The organism is Caldimonas taiwanensis NBRC 104434 (genome assembly GCF_001592165.1).
Classification (GTDB): Bacteria; Pseudomonadota; Gammaproteobacteria; order Burkholderiales; family Burkholderiaceae_C; genus Caldimonas; species Caldimonas manganoxidans.
In genome coordinates, this window is sequence record NZ_BCWK01000013.1 from 1 (window position 1) to 16,433 (window position 16,433).

Genomic DNA, 16,433 nt, shown 5'->3' on the forward strand with positions numbered 1-16,433 from the left:
TTGCGCTACCAGGCTGCGCTACACCCCGAAGACATCTATTGTAGACCGGCGCCGACGTTCATGGCTCAGCCCAGGAGCTGGGTCCATGCCTTTTCCAAGCGTTTGACCGACACCGGCTGGGGGGTGCGCAGCTCTTGAGCGAACAGGCTGACGCGCAGCTCCTCGAGCAGCCAGCGAAACTCGTCGAGCCGAGCATCGCTGCGGCCCTTGAGTTCGGCCAATCGGCGCAAGTAGCGCTGTTCCAGCGGTTTGAGCTCGGCCAGCCGCGCGGCATCTCGTGCCGGGTCGGCGCGCAGCTTGTCCAGCCGCAAGACCATGGCTTTGAGATACCGGGGAACGTGTGCCAACTGGGCGTAAGGCGTTGCGGCCAGGAAACGCTTGCCCATGAGTCGCTGCAGCTGTGCGGTCAAGTCTTCGACCACCTCCTTAGGGGGGCGGCTGTCTTTGAGCTTGCGCTGAACGGCCTGATACTCCGTCAGCACCACACCCGCCAGGCGCGCGACTTCCTGTGCGATCAGGTTCAGACGTGGTCGTCCTTGCTCGATACGGGCGCGAAACGCGGCTTCATCCAGCGGCAGGGGCTCGTGGATGAAGGCGCGGTCCAGCGCGACCTCGATGATTTGCTCGCGCAACTCCTCGGCCGTGCCCAGGCTCATGTAGGCCACGGCCATGCGTTGCAGGTCGGGGATGTTCTTTTCCAGGTATTTCAGTGGGTCCCGGATCTGCAACGCCACCAAACGTCGCAAGCCTGCGCGATGGCGCTGTGCAGCGACTTCGGGCTCGTCGAAAACCTCGATCTCGACATGGCTGCCTTTGTCGATGAGTGCTGGAAAGCCCACCAAGGTCTGCGTGCCGCGCTGCAGTTCCATCAGCTCGGGCCACGGGCCGAAAGTCCAATCGGTGTAGCGTTGCACGGCCGCAGCCGCCGGGGCCGCATCCGCCGGGGCTGCAGCCTGCTGTGCCGACGCCGCCTTCGGTTCGGTGTCGCCCTTGGCCACAGCAGCCCCGAGGGCTGATCCCAGCTTCAATGCCGCCAGAGCCTGAAACGCCCCTCGCGCCTGCGCCCCCAGCTCGGCCTTGAGCGCTGCCAGATGTCGGCCCATGCCCAATTGGCGTCCATGTTCATCGACCACCCGAAAGTTCATGAAAAGATGCGGCGAGAGCATCTCCAACTTGAAGTCGGCGCGCTTGACATCGAGCTGCGTGCGCTCGCGCACGGCTTGCAACAACGCCTCCAGCAAGGAACCCTGAGCGAAAGGGTGGCTGTCGATGAAAGCCTGCGCGAACTCCGGCAGCGGCACCAAGCGGGCACGAGGTTTCTGAGGCAGGCTTTTGAGCAACGCGAGCACCTTGTCTTTGAGCATGCCCGGCACCAGCCACTCGCAGCGCTCTTCGGCCACTTGGTTCAGCGCGTAGATCGGCACGGTCACCGTCATGCCGTCCTTCGCATCCCCGGGCTCATGCAGATAACTCACCGTGCAATCGATGCCACCCAGGCGCACCGTTGGAGGAAAGGCCTCGGTCGTGATGCCCGCGGCCTCATGGCGCATCAGCTCCTCCTTGGTCAGCATCAACAACTTGGGGTTGCGCGCGCTCTCACTGCGGTACCAGCGCTCGAAGCTGGCCCCGCTGCACACCTGCGGCGGGATCTGCTGGTCATAGAAGGCGTAGATCAGCTCTTCATCGACCAGCACATCCTGGCGACGCGATTTGTGCTCGAGCTCTTCGACCTGACGGATCAGTTTGCGGTTGTGGGCCAAGAACGGCAGTTTCGTGTCCCACTGCCCGGCCACCAAGGCCTCACGGATGAAGATCTCGCGTGCCGCCACCGGATCGACCCGCCCGAAGTTCACCCGCCGCTGGTTGTAAATCACCAGCCCGTACAGTGTGGCTCGCTCCAGCGCCACCACCTCAGCGACCTTCTTCTCCCAATGCGGATCCAGCAGCTGGGTCTTCAGCAGATGCCCGGCGACCCAGGGAATCCATTGCGGCTCGATCGCAGCCAGCCCCCGCCCGTACAGCCGGGTGGTCTCGACCAACTCGGCTGCCACCAGCCAGCGTCCGGGCTTTTTGCTCAGACGCACCGCAGGGTGACGCCAGAACTTGATGCCCCGAGCCCCCAGGTACCAATCGTCCTCGTCGCTCTTGCAGCCCACATTGCCCAGCAGTCCGGCCAACATGGCCACATGGATCTGCTCATAGGTGGCCGGGCTGGTATTGAGCTTCCAACCATGCTCGGCCAGCACCGTGTGCAGCTGGGCGTGGATGTCGCGCCATTCGCGCACGCGGCGCGGCGAAATGAAATGCTCGCGCAACAGCTGCTCGTATTGGCGGTGCGACAGACGGTGGGTCCCATGCCCGCCGCGGCTGTCTTCCAGCCACTTCCACAGCTTGAGATAGCCCATGAACTCCGACTTCTCGTCGTCGAATTGGCGATGCTTCTGGTCTGCGGCCTGCTGCTGATCCAGCGGACGATCACGCACATCCTGCACGCTCAAGGCCGCGGCAATCACCAACACCTCGGTCAGAGACTGGCGCTGCCGCGCCTCCAGGATCATGCGCCCGACGCGGGGGTCTAGCGGCAGCCTCGCCAGTTCTTTGCCGATGGGGGTGAGTTCGTTGGACTCATCCACCGCGTTGAGCTCGGCCAACAAGGCATAGCCGTCTGCAATGGCCTTGCGTGGCGGAGGCTCCAGGAAGGGAAACTCCTCCACCGGCCCCAAGCCCAGCGCCTTCATGCGCAAAATCACGCCGGCCAACGAGGAGCGCAGAATCTCTGGATCGGTGAACCGCGGTCGACTGGCGAAATCCTTCTCGTCGTACAGACGGATGCACACACCATTGGCCACTCGCCCGCAGCGGCCGGCGCGCTGCTGGGCCGCCGCCTGACTGATAGGCTCGATCTGCAGTTGCTCCACCTTGTTGCGGTAGCTGTAGCGCTTGACCCGCGCCAAGCCGGAGTCGATCACATAGCGAATGCCCGGAACCGTCAGCGAGGTTTCGGCCACGTTGGTGGCCAGCACGATGCGCCGTCCGTCGCTGGGCTCGAACACCCGGTCTTGTTCGGCCTGAGACAAGCGTGCGAACAGTGGGAGGATCTGTGCATGCCGGTGCGCCGGCTGGTGCGACAAATGCCGGCGCAAATGATCGGCTGCTTCCCGAATTTCTCGCTCGCCAGGCAGAAACACCAAAATGTCGCCCGGCCCTTCGCGCCACAGCTCGTCCACCGCATCGGCAATCGCATCCTGAAGGTCGTAGTCGCGGCGCTCCTCGAAAGGCCGCCAGCGCAGCTCTACCGGATACAGCCGCCCGGACACATGGATGACCGGCGCAGGCCCCTGGCGGCCGGCAAAGTGCTGTGCAAAGCGCTCGGCATCGATCGTGGCCGAGGTCACGATCACCTTCAGATCGGGCCGTCGCGGCAAGATCTGTCGCACATAGCCCAACAGGAAATCGATGTTCAGGCTGCGTTCGTGGGCCTCGTCGATGATGAGCGTGTCATATGCACACAGCAGCGGGTCGGTCTGCGTCTCGGCCAACAAAATGCCATCGGTCATCAGCTTCACGGAAGCCCCAGGCGACAACCGATCCTGAAACCGCACCTTGTAGCCCACGATCTCGCCCAGCGGAGAATTCAACTCCTGCGCGATGCGCTTGGCCACGCTGGAGGCGGCGATGCGGCGGGGCTGGGTATGACCGATCAGGCCCGTTCCCCCGGCGCCACGGCCCCGCCCCAGGGCCAGCGCGATCTTGGGCAACTGGGTGGTTTTGCCCGAGCCCGTCTCGCCACAGACGATCACCACCTGATGGTCCTGGAGCGCCCGCGCGATCTCCTCGCGCTTGCCAGACACCGGCAGCGACTCGGCAAAGGTGATCGGTGCAATGGGGTGAGCAGCCCGCTCCATGCGGGGCCGTAGGCTGGAACTCATCGGCTCGTGCAAAATTCGCCATTATTTCAAAGCAAGCGCATCCATGCGCTCCCCCGCCCGACCACCGCCATGAGCCTCGTCTTTCCCCACACTTTCGTCCCGTGGTTCCGCTCGGTGGCCCCGTACATCCACGCCTACAAGGGCAAGACCTTCGTGGTGGCCCTGGCCGGCGAAGCGATTGCAGCGGGCAAGCTCAACGCCTTCGTTCAAGACTTGGCCATCCTGCACGCCATGGGCATCAAGCTCGTGCTGGTACACGGCTTTCGCCCCCAACTGACCGAGCAGCTTCGGGCCAAAGGACACGAATCGCGCTTTTCCCACGGCATCCGCATCACCGACCCCATCGCCCTGGACTGCGCCCAAGAAGCCGCCGGCCAACTGCGTTTCGAAATCGAAGCGGCATTCTCCCAGGGCTTGCCCAACACCCCCATGGCGAACTCGACCGTGCGCGTGATCTCGGGCAACTTTCTGACCGCCCGGCCAGTGGGCATCGTCGACGGCGTGGACTTCATGCACAGCGGTGTCGTGCGCCGGGTCGATGCTGGCGCGATTCAACGCACCATCGACACTGGCGCGATCGTGCTGCTGTCGCCCTTTGGCTTTTCGCCCACCGGCGAGGCGTTCAACCTCACGATGGAAGATGTGGCCACCAGCACCGCGGTGGCCCTGCAGGCCGACAAACTCATCTTCATGACCGAGGTGCCCGGCATCCGCGAAAATCCCAACGATCCCGAAAGCCCCATCGACACCGAGCTGGCACTGGCCGACGCCCAGCGTCTGCTGGCCCAGCTGCCCAGTCCGAGCCAACCCACCGACACCGCCTTTTATCTGCAACATTGCGTCAAGGCCTGCCTGGGCGGGGTGGAGCGCTCGCACATCCTGCCGTTTTCGGTCGATGGTGCCGTGCTGCTCGAGGTCTACACCCACGACGGTATTGGCACCATGGTGGTCGACGAAAAGCTGGAAAGCCTGCGCGAAGCCACGGTGGACGACATCGGCGGCATCCTCCAGCTCATCGAGCCTTTCGAACAGGACGGCACCCTGGTCAAGCGCAGCCGCACCGAGATCGAGCGCGACATCGGCCACTACACCGTGATCGAGCACGACGGAGTGATCTTCGGTTGCGCAGCCCTCTACCCTTACCCCGAGGCCCGCACCGGCGAAATGGCCGCGCTGACCATCTCGCCGCAGGTGCAAGGCCAGGGAGACGGCGAACGCATCCTCAAGCGCATCGAGCAGCGCGCCCGCGCCATGGGGCTGGAAAGTCTTTTCGTGCTGACCACGCGCACGATGCACTGGTTCATCAAGCGCGGCTTCAGCGAGGTCGACCCCGATTGGCTGCCCGAGGCCCGCAAGCGCAAATACAACTGGGACCGCCGCTCCAAGGTGTTGGTCAAACGCCTGCGCTGAGGCCTCGACAAATGCGCAAGGCGCGTCGGGTCATCGGCCTGCCAAGCGCATGACCCGCGCGACAATTCCGAATCCCTTCGATGACACAAGGCAACTCCATGGCTCGCACCGTTCACTGCGTGTATCTCAAGAAAGAAGCCGAAGGCCTCGACTTTCCGCCCTATCCCGGTGAGCTGGGCAAGCGCATTTATGACAACGTCAGCAAAGAGGCCTGGGCCAGCTGGCTGCGGCATCAGACCATGCTCGTCAACGAAAACCGGCTGAATCTGGCCGATGCCCGGGCTCGCCAATACCTGGCCCGGCAAATGGAACGCTACTTCTTCGGCGAAGGCGCCGACCAGCCCGCCGGCTACGTGCCACCGTCGAACTGAAAGGCCCGCCCTGGCGGGCTGCCACGGTCCGCCCCTGCGCCGAACAAAGAGACCGGGACCGGCCCCGTCCGCTCCCGGCCCAAACAGCGCACGATCCAAGCGTCCAGCAATCGCGGATCCAGCGGCTTGTCCAAGCAAGTCACACCGGCCATCGAGGCTTGCCAACGGCGCCAGCGCGGCGTCTGACCCAGCACGGCCAGCTTCGGTGCGCGCCGGCACGCATGCGGAACCCTGAGCTGCCGCACGAGCCGCCAGCCCTGCGGCTGCCCCAGGTGATCGAAGTCCATCACCACCAGGTCCACGGGCCGCTCGGCACAGAACTCCACGGCCGCTTCGGCCTGGGCCACGTCCTCACAAACCACCTGTCGCAGACTCAAGCGACCGCGCAGGTACAGCCGATGCACCCCTTCGCAGGCCACCAGCAAGGCCTGCGCAGACCGGGGCCGTGATTCAGGCGCAATGGCAAAGGGCTGGAGCATGGACTGATGATGCCTCTCTGGCCCCTACCCCCACAAGGACGAATCCCACACGACACCCGATTTACCCGGCAAGGCCCTGATGCCAGATCAAACTTATGAAGATCATTTTTGAGAATCATTCGTGTTTTTGTCTAGAATCCGGCCGTCTCAATCCAGGAGTGCCCATGTTCATCCGACGTCTAACCGCTGCCTTGAGCGCCCTGATGGCCACCCTGAGCCTGCCGGCCGCAGCACAGGACAACCAGGTGCTCAACCTGTACTCGGCCCGTCACTACCAGACGGACGAAGCGCTTTACACCAACTTCACCAAAGCCACCGGGATCCGCATCAACCGGGTGGAAGCCGATGACGCTGGCATCCTGGCCCGCTTGAAGAGCGAAGGCGCAGCCAGCCCGGCCGACGTGATCCTGCTGGTGGACGCTGCGCGCCTGTGGCGTGCCGAAGCGGATGGCCTGTTCTCTCCGTTGCGATCGAAGGTCTTGGAAGAGCGCATTCCGGCCCATCTGCGCGGGGCTGACCACGGCCAAGGCTCGCAGTGGTTCGGTTTTTCCACGCGCGCGCGCGTGATCGTCTACAACAAGGCCATGATCCAGCCCTCCGCCGTAGACACCTATGAAAAACTGGCCGATCCTGCGCTCAAAGGCAAGGTCTGCACTCGCTCGGGCTCGCACCCCTACAACCTCTCGCTGTTCGGCGCCCTGATGGAGCACCTGGGTCCGGAAAAGACCGAAGCCTGGGCCAAAGGGGTGGTGGCCAACATGGCCCGCGAACCCAAGGGCGGCGACACGGACCAAATCCGTGCCGTGGCCAGCGGTGAGTGCGGCGTGGCCATCAGCAACAGCTACTATTTCGCCCGCCTGATGCGTTCGAACAAGCCGGAAGACCAAGACGTCGTGCGCAAGGTCGGCGTCGTCTTTCCGAATCAGCAAAGCTGGGGCACGCACGTGAACATTGCCGGCGGCGCCATGGCCCGCCATGCCAAGAACCGTGAAGCTGCTCGCCTGTTCCTGGAATACCTGGCCAGCGACCAGGCCCAGATTTACTTCGCCAATGGCAACAACGAATACCCCGTCGTCCCCGGGGTGAAGGCGGGCAACCCTGCCCTGGAGGCCTTGGGTGAATTCAAAGCCGAGCTCGTGCCGCTGGCCACCGTGGGGGCCAACACGGCCAAGGTTCAACAAATGCTCGATCGCGTCGGTTACAAGTAAGCCGCCCTCGACGGCCGAGTCTCAAAACATGCCCGTCGCACGGCCCGTGCGACGGGCATTTGTTTTTGACAAGCCCCAGCAGACGGTTCCAAGCCCTGGACATTCGGGATATATTCAGCGCTGTCTTCATATCCTGAGGCCGAAAACATGTCTACCCTTCAAGAACTTCTCGCCCAGAAAGCCGAACTCGAAAAGAAAATCGAGGCGGCCCGCAAGCAGGAGCTGGCCGAAGCAATGGCCCAGATCAAAAGCCTGATGGCTCAATATGGCATCACAGTGGCCGATCTGGCAGGCAAGGGCTCCACGGGGAAATCCTCGACGGGCAAAGGCGTCAAAGTGGCACCGAAATATCGCAATCCTGCAACAGGCGAAACCTGGACCGGGCGTGGACGGCAGCCCAAATGGGTGGAAGCCGCTCTGGCCAGTGGTAAACAGCTGAGCGACTTTGCCATCTGAGCCCCGCGCCGGCTGAGCCGCAACGCTGGAGCCGCGGACTCACCCGCCGGCTTTCACCGGGTCGATCCTCCCGGCACCGATGGCGGGACTTTGCTGATTCACGGCCTGGGCGCATCCAAGCCGTGTCGGCTGATGCGGCATGGATCGCAGGCCCTCACGATCTTTTGCAAGTCCCCCATCCCCAGACGGGACCAAACACGGTAAGTTTGTCAGGCCGCCCCAATCCGGTCGCACTGTCGGGTTGGTCGATGTCACCCTCCCTTCCTTGCCGCCATGCCTACCGCCCAGCTCAGCTTCACCGTCCGGATCGCCCGCACCCTCCAAGATCTCCAGGCCGCCTGCTGGGTACGTGCCCAGTCCTACGGCCACCATCTCCCGGAGTTGCGCACGGCCTTTGCCCACCCCGATGCCTTGGACCATTCCCCCGCCACGGCCGTGTTGGTCTGTACCGACAAAGCCAGCGGCACGCCGGTGGGCACGGCACGGGTCCAAATCAACAGCCACGGTCCCTTGCTGATCGAAGGCAGTGTGGAAGTGCCCCAAGCCATGCGAGACGACGCGCGGGCGGAAATCACCCGCTTGGCCGTGCTGCCAGGCCACACCGACCCGCTCGTCAAACTCGCGCTGATGAAGGCCAGCTACCTCTACTGCCTGGCCAACCAGGTTCGCTGGATGGTCATCGGCGCCCGCAGCCCGGCCTTGGTGCGGCAGTACCGTCGCCTGGGTTTCACCAGCCTGTATGACGACGACCGCACCGTGCCACTGGCCCATGCAGGCCACCTGGAGCACTGGGTCTTGGCCTTCGACGTGCGCGCCGCCGAACGCGAATGGCATGCGCGACACCACCCGCTGTACACCTTCATGGTGGGCACCACACACCCAGACATCCGGCTGTTCGAGCCCGCCCTGTCCTCAGGTCGGCTGGAAGCCCTTGCCGCCTAACGAGGGCGGGTGGCCCGTCTGGCCCTGCGCCGGGGGGGCCGCCGGTGCCCCCGGTGATTTGCCCCAAGGCGGCAGCCACACGCTCATCAAGGCCATCAAATCGGCATCGGTGAAAGGCTTGGCCAAAAAGTCATCCATGCCTGCGGCCAAGCATCGGCGGCGGTCTTCCTCACTGGCGGTGGCGGTCAAGGCGATCACCGGCACCCGCGCCAAGCCCAGCGCCTGTTCCTGATGGCGGATCTCGCGCGTGGCCTCGAAGCCATCGAGCGTAGGCATCAGGCAATCCATCAAGATCAGGTCAGGACGCCCCACTTCCCGCAATGCATGACGCACCGCTTCACGCCCGTCGTGCACATGCTCGACCTCCAGCCCGCAACGCTCCAGAAACGCCGACGCCACCAAGGCATTGAGGTCATTGTCCTCGACCAACAACACATGCGGCTGGCGCTGCCCGGACGCCGCAGCGGCCGGCGTCACCGCCGCGGACGTCACGGCGGTCGAGCCCGCGGGCACGACGGGCGCCGCCGACTCGAGCGCGGGCGCAGCCACCGAGGGCAAGCGCGCCGTGAAACGGAACAACGACCCCACCCCGACCGTGCTCTGGCAGGTGATGTCGCCACCCATGGCATGCGCGATTTCACGGGCAATGGTCAACCCCAGGCCCGTGCCTTCCAGGGGGCGAGATGGCCCGGCTGCGACCTGACGGAAGGCATCGAAAATGTGCGCCTGATCGGCGGGCGCAATGCCCACGCCAGTGTCGCGGACCTCAAAGACCACCGTCTCGTCATCAGGCTCCCGGTGGACCGCCAAGCCAACCCACCCCTTCTGAGTGAACTTCACTGCATTGCCCAGGAGGTTGTGCAACACCTGGCGCATGCGCGCCGGATCCCCTTGCACCCAACACGGGCGCGGCAAACGCAAGTCGCTGGTGAACACCAAGCCTTTGTCCTCGGCGCGCACCGCGTACACGCCGGCCACCCGCTCCAGTTCGGCCGCCAAGTCGAAGGTCGTGCATTGAATCTTCAGCTGCCCCGACTCGATGCGCGCAATGTCCAGCAGGTCATTGATCAGTGACAGAAGATGCGTTCCCGAACTCTCGATCAGCTCGATCCGACGCAACATCGCCGGATCCTTCGTGTCCACATGAAGCAGTCGGGCCAACCCGAGGATGCCATGCAGCGGCGTGCGCAGCTCGTGGCTCATCGTCGCGAGGAACTGGCTCTTGACCGCGCTTTCCCGCTGCGCCATCTCCAGGGCCTGCGCCCGCTCCTGCGCAATTCGGTTCGCATGCAAGCGCAGCAAAAAAACCTCGGCCAGTCGCTTCTCGGACCGCAGGGCCGTCGTCAACAACAGCCCCAGCATCAGCACCAGACCGATGCCCCCCAGCAGGCCAAATTCGTCGCCTCTCCACAACAGAGACAGCGCCGTTGGAGCGAGCATCGGGGCCACATAAGCCGCCGTGGCCAGGACCCGCACCTGCAAGCCGAAGGTCGCCACCGAGGCCACGCAGGCCAAGCAAGCCGCCACCAAGGAGGCCGTGTGAGTGTCTTGCTGCATCAGCCAAGCGCCAGCCAGGCCCCAGACCGCACCATCCAGTGCCAGCATCCAATAGGTGCTGCTGCGCCAAGCCTGCCCCCCCGGATAGCCCTGACGCCGGTACACCTGAGCCTGCACGATCCGTGGAATCGCCACCAGCAGCTTCATGACCACCCAGGTCTGCACCAGCAGCACGGGCACGGTGTCCGACAAGTGCACCGCCATGAACACCGCAAACGCCGTGGCGATGAGCGTCCCGATGGACGCATGCATCCAGACCATGCGCAGTTGCTCGTCGGCCAACCGCTCGGCGAGATCACGGTCGATTTGGACGCCTGTCGCCTCGGCCATCTTGGTCACCACGGGGATGCGCGCAACATTTCACTTCGTGGCATCGACGCGCCACGCCCTGGAGTTGTACCGCATGGGTGCCGTTGTCTCATGGATGCGCGACTCGGTGCATCGGGTGGATCACCACAGGCTCCCTAGCGATCCTCAGGCAGCCCCCAGGAGCACCGGCAACTCCGCCGGGCACTCCAATCCCAATCGCTCACACCTTTCGCGCAGCCGTTGCCAACGCACACTGATCGGCGCCTGCGGCAGACGGTCGGAAATTTCGGCAAACATCCGGATCAAGGCGCGACGCCGGGTGGCCTCGAGTGCCCGTTGCCAATCCTGCAAGATGGCCGCTTGGGCCTCGGGCGGCATCGACAAAAACTCGTCATCCAGACTGACCGACCCCTGCGCCCGTTCGAGATCGGCGAACAGGCCCTGCACCGGAAGATGAAACGCCCCACAGGCGTCTTCCTGGTCATCCAACATCGAAAATACGCTTGTCATTCCGAACGCTCCTGCTCCTCGGCCCCGGGGCACCCATGGCAGGCCCCAGGCCGACACCACTTCGTTGCGGACCGACCGCCCGTTCCATCCAGGCCCGTTCGGCTGTATCGCATCGGAAGCCAGATTGCTGGATCCCGCAACCCCCAAACCTGGGGCTCACGCCGCCTTGAAATGTGCATTCCTTCACACTATAGACGGCATGTCCAATCGTTCGACCACTTCAGTCCCCTGCCGCCGACGCCATCTCGCCGCCCCGACGGCTCTCAGCGGCGATTCTTCCACGCCCACGCGCGAGCACCGAGACCCAAGCATCAGCGCTCCCGTACACGGCACCACTTTGTTCACGCTCTCTGACGGGTCCTGACCTGGCTCGATGGCTCTGGCGCAGTGCACCATGACTCGAGCGGCCCGGCCGACCGCGCCGCAAGCTCCGGGCTTGAAGAACACGCCCATGAGGAGGCAAAAAACAAAAAGCCACCCTTTGGGGTGGCTTGTCGGTTGGCGGGACGGAGGCAGTCGAATCTTTCGCTGAAATGCAGCACCAACGCCAACTGTTGAGTGGAGAGGCGGATGCATTCCCCCAGAAAGTCCCCCATGCACAGGTGGCTGGTTGATCCACCGGGCGCAACGAAGACGATGCACACCCGCGGGTTTGGCCCCCCCCCGAAGCCAAAAGAGAAGCCGCCCGCAGGCGGCTCTTTGTTGGATCTGAGGGCTATTATCGGCGGACGTGACCGTTGCTCATGTCCCGCTGGTGATCTCGGGGGCCTTCTCCGGAAACAAAGGCCGAGATGGCAGCAAGTACGGCTAGCACAATCGAGGCAGCCAATTTGAACGCGCCAATGAAGCCCTCCGAGAAGGTCTTGACAGTGCGCCTCATGGGCGACTCCCGGAAATCTCTTTGACGAAGCGGAAAGCTCCGACGAGGAGAACAATACCACTCAGCGCGATGTCGAGGTAGAGGATCGCCACCTCTACCCCATGTAGCGCGCGGAGAACAGATTCGCTGAAAGGGTGGATACGATGCAGCATTGCAACACCATAGCCCAATCCCCACGACAGGCAGGCAAGCGCCGCGAAGAGGAACGCGCGCCCCCTACGGCATGGCCGACAAGCCTCACAACCGATTGCCGGAAACTGGGGCGACGCCCCCAGCCGATGCTGTCAAGGTCACCAAGGCTCATTTGGGGCCAGCCAACGGCGCAGCCAAAACACGTATCACTGCCGCTCGCCGATCAGAGCGACGCCCGTCCCGCCGCCCACCAGGCCCACCACCATCAACTGCCCGTCCGTGACCACCACCCCGGTGGCCGTCAGGCCCTGGGCCGGCCCGCAGCCCGCGCCGTAGTTGACTGTGGCGCGGAAGAAGTTCTTGCCGCTGCTGTCGGCCGTCACCTGACCCGAGGAGTTGCAGCCGTCCTGTACGGCCGTGAAGGCCCCCTGGGCATCGAAGACGACAGAGCCCGCCTCGATGGCCCAGGTGCCGGTGAGGTTGCCCAGCAGCGCGGGCTGGTCGTAGGCCGTGTTGTAGGTGGCCGAGAAGGTGTTGGAGGGGAAGCCCTGAGGCGTGACTGTGCCCGACATCGTGGAGCCTGGGGCCACCGTGGCACTGAGGGACGAGTTTAGCGTGCCGTCGGCGAAGTAGGACTGCATGGACCCGCTGATGCTGTTGCCTGAGCTGGACGAGAGGGTACCGCGCGACAGCAGCAGGCCGTCCACGCCGTAGTCCACGACCACCCAGACCTCACCGGAAGGCGTGATGAGGGCTGAGAAGTCCTCGCCGTCCCAGAAGCCCTGGGCATCCACGCCGGAGCCGCCGGCATCGCTGCCACCACCGCCGCCACCGCAGGCTGCCATCACCACCGCCGCCGCAGCGGCCACGATTCTTTCCTTCACCCGATCACCTCCACAAGCCTCACCAACATGGCGGATCCGCGCGACACCCTACCAGCATTAAGTCCCTGTTACATCCCCCTCATGGGGGTGTCAAGGGCTTTCCCTGACCAAGAGGATCGTCGGGCGAGTTTCCGGTCTGGAAGTCACCGGTACGCTCGCTAAGCTGTCGAGAGGCATCCTGGGCGGAGTCGGCGGCGATCAGCCGCTGCAGTTCGGTGAGAGCCAAGCGGCTCTCGCTTCACAGCGACTCCACCTCTTGCGGCGACAGGCGATCGTGGGCCCGTGTACCGGAGGACGTGTCGCGGTCAGGTCCATTCATGGCGTCCACCATTCGTATAGGCCGCTGACAGCATGCCACCGCACCGATGCCTTGGGGCTGGCATTCATGCCCTTCGGCCTCAGGCTAGAGGCTTCTCCTCAGCGACTTCAGTCGGACCAGGGTCCCACCCCCAGCGGGTGGCCATGCGCCGGGCCTCCGGGCCTGGGTCTTCTCCCGCGGCCAACATGGCAGCCCGAGCCTCGCCCAGCCAGTCCGGCCCAGGAGCGACGATCTCATTGCGCACGCTCGCCCAGTCCGCTGGACCGTCGAGGATCTCCTTCAGGTACGTTCTGGCGTAGACGAACGGCCTGCGCATCAGGACCGTGCCGGAGGCGGTCCGCATGGCCGCAATCCGCACCTGGTCGTCGCCTCTTCGCGGCTCCTCGAGTTCCGCCAGCAGCCTTTCCATCACGATCTGCACCGCCAGGTGGATCACGGGCGAGTCGGGCAGGCCAAGCTGGCGCGTGAAGGCTTCGTTGTGGTGGGGAAACTCTGGCTCGCCCGGCGGAAAGGACTGTGGCGGCTGCTCGGACATGATGCGCGATCCTGCTGAACGAGTAGGGCCCTATTGTCCACAGCGGACATGCCAGCAGCGCGCTCTTGAGCAACTGATGTCGCCGCCCACTGGCGCGGCTTTCTTGCGCCTGCTCAGCGACCTGATCAGAGCTGCGCCCCGAAGGACCAAGCAATTTGGTCGTCGTTGACTCCGGCCAGTTCTGTGTGATGCTTCTAGTAGGCCTTGAGAGGCCGCAACCGAAAGCGAAAGGCGACGACGATGAGCAAAGCTGCACAGACTCACGAATGCCGCAGCCTTGATGACTTGGCCCTGGTCGACATCAAGGTGGTCCGGCGGCTGGCGGGCTTCACAAGCAGCACACCTGTATACGACCGGGTCCGGTCCGGAACCATGCCGGCACCTATCCGCTTGAGCAAGCGCTGCACTCGCTGGCGCCTGGGCGAGATCCGGGCATGGCTCGAAGCCCAGGGCAAGGAGGCTTCGAAGTGAGCGGCCCTGCAATGGCAGCGGATGCTGAGAAGGCCTTCGCAACGCTTCGTGCCGAGGCTGCGCTTGCGGGGGTGACCTTGCACCGGTGCGAAGGCGACGACGGAAAGCCCGAGTACGTTGCCACCCGTTGGGCCCTGACCCGCTCGTTCCGCTCACTCGATGAAGTGGCCGAGTGGCTCGAGCGAGTGACGGGAGGCGCTCATGGGGTTTGAACGCGACCGTCTTCCCGATCCGGCGGCCTTCTACGAAGGCGAAGGCCTGCGCCTTGTCGGCCGAGGCAAGTGGCGCACCGCCTGCTGCCCGCTGCATGGAGGCGAGAGCTAGCGCATCAACCTCGACACCGGCGCCTTCTGCTGCATGGGTGGCTGTGACCTGAGCGGGGGCGACGTACTGGCCTACCGCATGAAGGTGCACGGCGAGGAGTTCATCGAGGCTGCCCGCGCGTTGGGCGCCTGGGTGGATGACGGCCAACCCGCCCGACCCGAGAAGCCCCGAGCCTTCAGCGCCCGCGATGGGCTCGCGGTGCTGGACCGTGAAGCCCTGATCGCCTGGACCGCTGCGCACAACCTGGCCGCTGGTGTGGACCTGACCGCCGCGGACCGCGAGCGCCTGACCTTGGCCGCGCGCCGCATTGCCACCGTGAAGGAGGCCTGCAATGCGTGACAGCTATGCCGCGGCCGCCGCAGTGGTGGATGCTGCCGCCGACAAGAAGGTGCAGGCCCAGGGCGGGCCGGCCAAGCTGGTGGAGAGCATCCTGCCGCTTCGCGCACTGGACGTGCACGCCATCGCCCTGATGAAGTTCAAGCCCCGTGCGGTCATCCTCGACCCGTGGCTGCACGCACAAGACCTCGTGATGGTGTTCGCGGCCCGTGGCGTGGGCAAGACGCACTTCGCGTTGTCGGTGGCGTTCGCCGTGGCCACGGGCACCCGGTTCGCCAAGTGGCAGGCCACCCGGCCGGCCAAGGTGCTCTACCTCGACGGAGAACTGCCGGGCGCGCTCATGCAACAGCGCTTGCTGATGCATTGCCCGGAGGTGGAGCCGGCGCCGGGCTTCCTGCGAGTGTTCACTCCCGACCTGCTGCCCGATGGACGACCCATGCCCGACCTGTCCACCTTCTCCGGGCAGGAGGAAGTCGAGGCCATGATCGAGGACGACACCGAAGTGATCGTGATCGACAACCTGAGCGCCTGGGCGCGCTCGGGCCGCGAGAACGAGGCCGAGTCCTGGCAACCTGTCGCGGACTGGCTGCTGTCGCTGCGCCGCCGCGGCATCGCCGTGATCTGCATCCACCATGCCGGCAAGGGCGGCCAGCAGCGTGGCACCAGCAAGCGCGAGGATCTGCTCGACGTGGTGATCGGCCTGAGCCGGCCCCAGGACTACCAAGCCTCCCAGGGCGCGGTGTTCGTCGCCGAGTTCACCAAGGCCCGCGCGCTCAAGGGCGACCACGCAGAGAGCATCGAATTGCAACTCGGTGGCACAGAGGAGAAGGCCGAATGGACCTGGCGCACCGTCGAGGCCTCTACCTATGACCGCGTGGTGGCACTCGCTCGGGAGGGCCTGCGCCCGAACGAGATCGCCACCGAACTGGAGATCAACAAGTCCACCGTGAGCCGACACCTGCGGCGCGCGCGGGAGCTGGGTGACGTGCAACAGGACGGGGGTGCAGCATGAGCCTGCGAGACGCCCCGAAAGCTGCGGTCGAGTCGGGCGTTGCACGTTGCGCACCCCAGGAGATGCAACACGCAACTCCACCCGCTCCGCGTGCAACCTGCGATGCAACTGGCGCGCAACGACACACCGCAGACCCGCATGGATGCTTGCCGGGCGATGCAACAGACGACGCAACTGGCATGCAACAGGCGAGTTGGACACCCCTGTGCAACGGTGGGCCCGATGCAACCCAGAAGTTGCATGGCCAGACCAGGCCTGCAGGCGAGTTGCAGGTTGCATCCCCTAGGGCGTGCAACACGCAACCGGGGCCGCTGACACGGCACCGGGTGACTGCCGCCCTGGTGGCCGCCATCCATCGAACCTGTGACG

Annotated in this window: 14 protein-coding genes; 8 read left to right on the top strand and 6 right to left on the bottom strand. The window is 64.7% G+C overall.

The window, feature by feature from the left end; genetic code table 11:
• Positions 1-65: 65 nt before the first annotated feature.
• The gene (hrpA, locus tag CTA01S_RS11540) at positions 66-3,905 is read right to left on the bottom strand and encodes an ATP-dependent RNA helicase HrpA (RefSeq protein ID WP_062195717.1); all 3,840 of its coding nucleotides are present in this window, start codon (positions 3,903-3,905) and stop codon (positions 66-68) included.
• A gap of 93 nt (positions 3,906-3,998) precedes the next feature.
• Here hrpA and argA point away from each other — a divergent pair, with 93 nt between their 5' ends.
• Together argA and CTA01S_RS11550 are read left to right on the top strand one after the other, a co-directional pair.
• A complete protein-coding gene (argA, locus tag CTA01S_RS11545; protein ID WP_019559409.1) occupies positions 3,999-5,339 on the top strand; it encodes an amino-acid N-acetyltransferase in 1,341 nt (446 codons plus the stop codon).
• Positions 5,340-5,437: 98 nt separating this feature from the next.
• A complete protein-coding gene (locus tag CTA01S_RS11550) occupies positions 5,438-5,710 on the top strand; it encodes an oxidative damage protection protein (RefSeq protein WP_062195826.1) in 273 nt (90 codons plus the stop codon).
• On the opposite strand, the gene CTA01S_RS11555 is transcribed toward CTA01S_RS11550, so the two are convergent.
• Complete coding sequence (locus CTA01S_RS11555) at positions 5,689-6,189, bottom strand: response regulator (RefSeq protein ID WP_019559407.1); 501 nt, start codon at positions 6,187-6,189, stop codon at positions 5,689-5,691. The genes CTA01S_RS11550 and CTA01S_RS11555 overlap by 22 nt on opposite strands.
• A gap of 164 nt (positions 6,190-6,353) precedes the next feature.
• On the opposite strand from CTA01S_RS11555, the gene CTA01S_RS11560 reads away from it, so the two are divergent.
• From CTA01S_RS11560 to CTA01S_RS11570, 3 genes are all read left to right on the top strand, one after another.
• Complete coding sequence (locus CTA01S_RS11560; protein WP_062195722.1) at positions 6,354-7,397, top strand: extracellular solute-binding protein; 1,044 nt, start codon at positions 6,354-6,356, stop codon at positions 7,395-7,397.
• A gap of 147 nt (positions 7,398-7,544) precedes the next feature.
• Positions 7,545-7,853: an H-NS histone family protein gene (locus CTA01S_RS11565; RefSeq protein WP_019559405.1), complete on the top strand. Its 309-nt coding sequence runs from the start codon at positions 7,545-7,547 to the stop codon at positions 7,851-7,853.
• Between the two features lie 273 nt (positions 7,854-8,126).
• Complete coding sequence (locus tag CTA01S_RS11570; protein ID WP_062195723.1) at positions 8,127-8,795, top strand: N-acyl amino acid synthase FeeM domain-containing protein; 669 nt, start codon at positions 8,127-8,129, stop codon at positions 8,793-8,795.
• Here CTA01S_RS11570 and CTA01S_RS11575 read toward each other — a convergent pair.
• From CTA01S_RS11575 to CTA01S_RS11590, 4 genes are all read right to left on the bottom strand, one after another.
• On the bottom strand, positions 8,766-10,682 hold the full coding sequence (locus tag CTA01S_RS11575) for an ATP-binding protein (protein ID WP_157451354.1): 1,917 nt from the start codon (positions 10,680-10,682) through the stop codon (positions 8,766-8,768). The two genes, CTA01S_RS11570 and CTA01S_RS11575, sit on opposite strands and share 30 nt — an antisense overlap.
• A 144-nt stretch (positions 10,683-10,826) precedes the next feature.
• On the bottom strand, positions 10,827-11,171 hold the full coding sequence (locus CTA01S_RS11580; protein WP_156824502.1) for a hypothetical protein: 345 nt from the start codon (positions 11,169-11,171) through the stop codon (positions 10,827-10,829).
• 1,218 nt (positions 11,172-12,389) lie between these two features.
• Positions 12,390-13,067, bottom strand: coding sequence for a hypothetical protein (locus tag CTA01S_RS11585; protein ID WP_157451355.1), 678 nt, complete (start codon positions 13,065-13,067; stop codon positions 12,390-12,392).
• Positions 13,068-13,465: 398 nt separating this feature from the next.
• Positions 13,466-13,921, bottom strand: coding sequence for a hypothetical protein (locus CTA01S_RS11590; protein WP_062195732.1), 456 nt, complete (start codon positions 13,919-13,921; stop codon positions 13,466-13,468).
• A 240-nt stretch (positions 13,922-14,161) separates the two neighbouring features.
• On the opposite strand from CTA01S_RS11590, the gene CTA01S_RS11595 reads away from it, so the two are divergent.
• The 3 genes from CTA01S_RS11595 to CTA01S_RS11610 all read left to right on the top strand — a co-directional run bounded on the left by CTA01S_RS11595 (position 14,162) and on the right by CTA01S_RS11610 (position 16,064).
• The gene (locus CTA01S_RS11595) at positions 14,162-14,392 is read left to right on the top strand and encodes a helix-turn-helix transcriptional regulator (RefSeq protein WP_062195735.1); all 231 of its coding nucleotides are present in this window, start codon (positions 14,162-14,164) and stop codon (positions 14,390-14,392) included.
• A gap of 357 nt (positions 14,393-14,749) precedes the next feature.
• Positions 14,750-15,055, top strand: a complete 306-nt coding sequence (locus CTA01S_RS11605; RefSeq protein WP_232301056.1) for a hypothetical protein — start codon at positions 14,750-14,752, stop codon at positions 15,053-15,055.
• Positions 15,048-16,064, top strand: a complete 1,017-nt coding sequence (locus tag CTA01S_RS11610) for an AAA family ATPase (RefSeq protein WP_062195740.1) — start codon at positions 15,048-15,050, stop codon at positions 16,062-16,064. The genes CTA01S_RS11605 and CTA01S_RS11610 overlap by 8 nt, the downstream gene beginning before the upstream one ends.
• Positions 16,065-16,433: the final 369 nt, after the last annotated feature.

Excerpts from the sequence above, each read along its gene's own strand:
- CTA01S_RS11555 (WP_019559407.1), bottom strand. The coding sequence starts at position 6,189 with ATGCTCCAGCCCTTTGCCATTGCGCCTGAATCACGGCCCCGGTCTGCG.
- hrpA (WP_062195717.1), bottom strand. The coding sequence starts at position 3,905 with ATGGAGCGGGCTGCTCACCCCATTGCACCGATCACCTTTGCCGAGTCG.
- CTA01S_RS11575 (WP_157451354.1), bottom strand. The coding sequence starts at position 10,682 with ATGGCCGAGGCGACAGGCGTCCAAATCGACCGTGATCTCGCCGAGCGG.
- CTA01S_RS11580 (WP_156824502.1), bottom strand. The coding sequence starts at position 11,171 with ATGACAAGCGTATTTTCGATGTTGGATGACCAGGAAGACGCCTGTGGG.
- argA (WP_019559409.1), top strand. The coding sequence starts at position 3,999 with ATGAGCCTCGTCTTTCCCCACACTTTCGTCCCGTGGTTCCGCTCGGTG.
- CTA01S_RS11590 (WP_062195732.1), bottom strand. The coding sequence starts at position 13,921 with ATGTCCGAGCAGCCGCCACAGTCCTTTCCGCCGGGCGAGCCAGAGTTT.
- CTA01S_RS11570 (WP_062195723.1), top strand. The coding sequence starts at position 8,127 with ATGCCTACCGCCCAGCTCAGCTTCACCGTCCGGATCGCCCGCACCCTC.
- CTA01S_RS11595 (WP_062195735.1), top strand. The coding sequence starts at position 14,162 with ATGAGCAAAGCTGCACAGACTCACGAATGCCGCAGCCTTGATGACTTG.
- CTA01S_RS11565 (WP_019559405.1), top strand. The coding sequence starts at position 7,545 with ATGTCTACCCTTCAAGAACTTCTCGCCCAGAAAGCCGAACTCGAAAAG.
- CTA01S_RS11550 (WP_062195826.1), top strand. The coding sequence starts at position 5,438 with ATGGCTCGCACCGTTCACTGCGTGTATCTCAAGAAAGAAGCCGAAGGC.
- CTA01S_RS11610 (WP_062195740.1), top strand. The coding sequence starts at position 15,048 with ATGCGTGACAGCTATGCCGCGGCCGCCGCAGTGGTGGATGCTGCCGCC.
- CTA01S_RS11605 (WP_232301056.1), top strand. The coding sequence starts at position 14,750 with ATGGGTGGCTGTGACCTGAGCGGGGGCGACGTACTGGCCTACCGCATG.
- CTA01S_RS11560 (WP_062195722.1), top strand. The coding sequence starts at position 6,354 with ATGTTCATCCGACGTCTAACCGCTGCCTTGAGCGCCCTGATGGCCACC.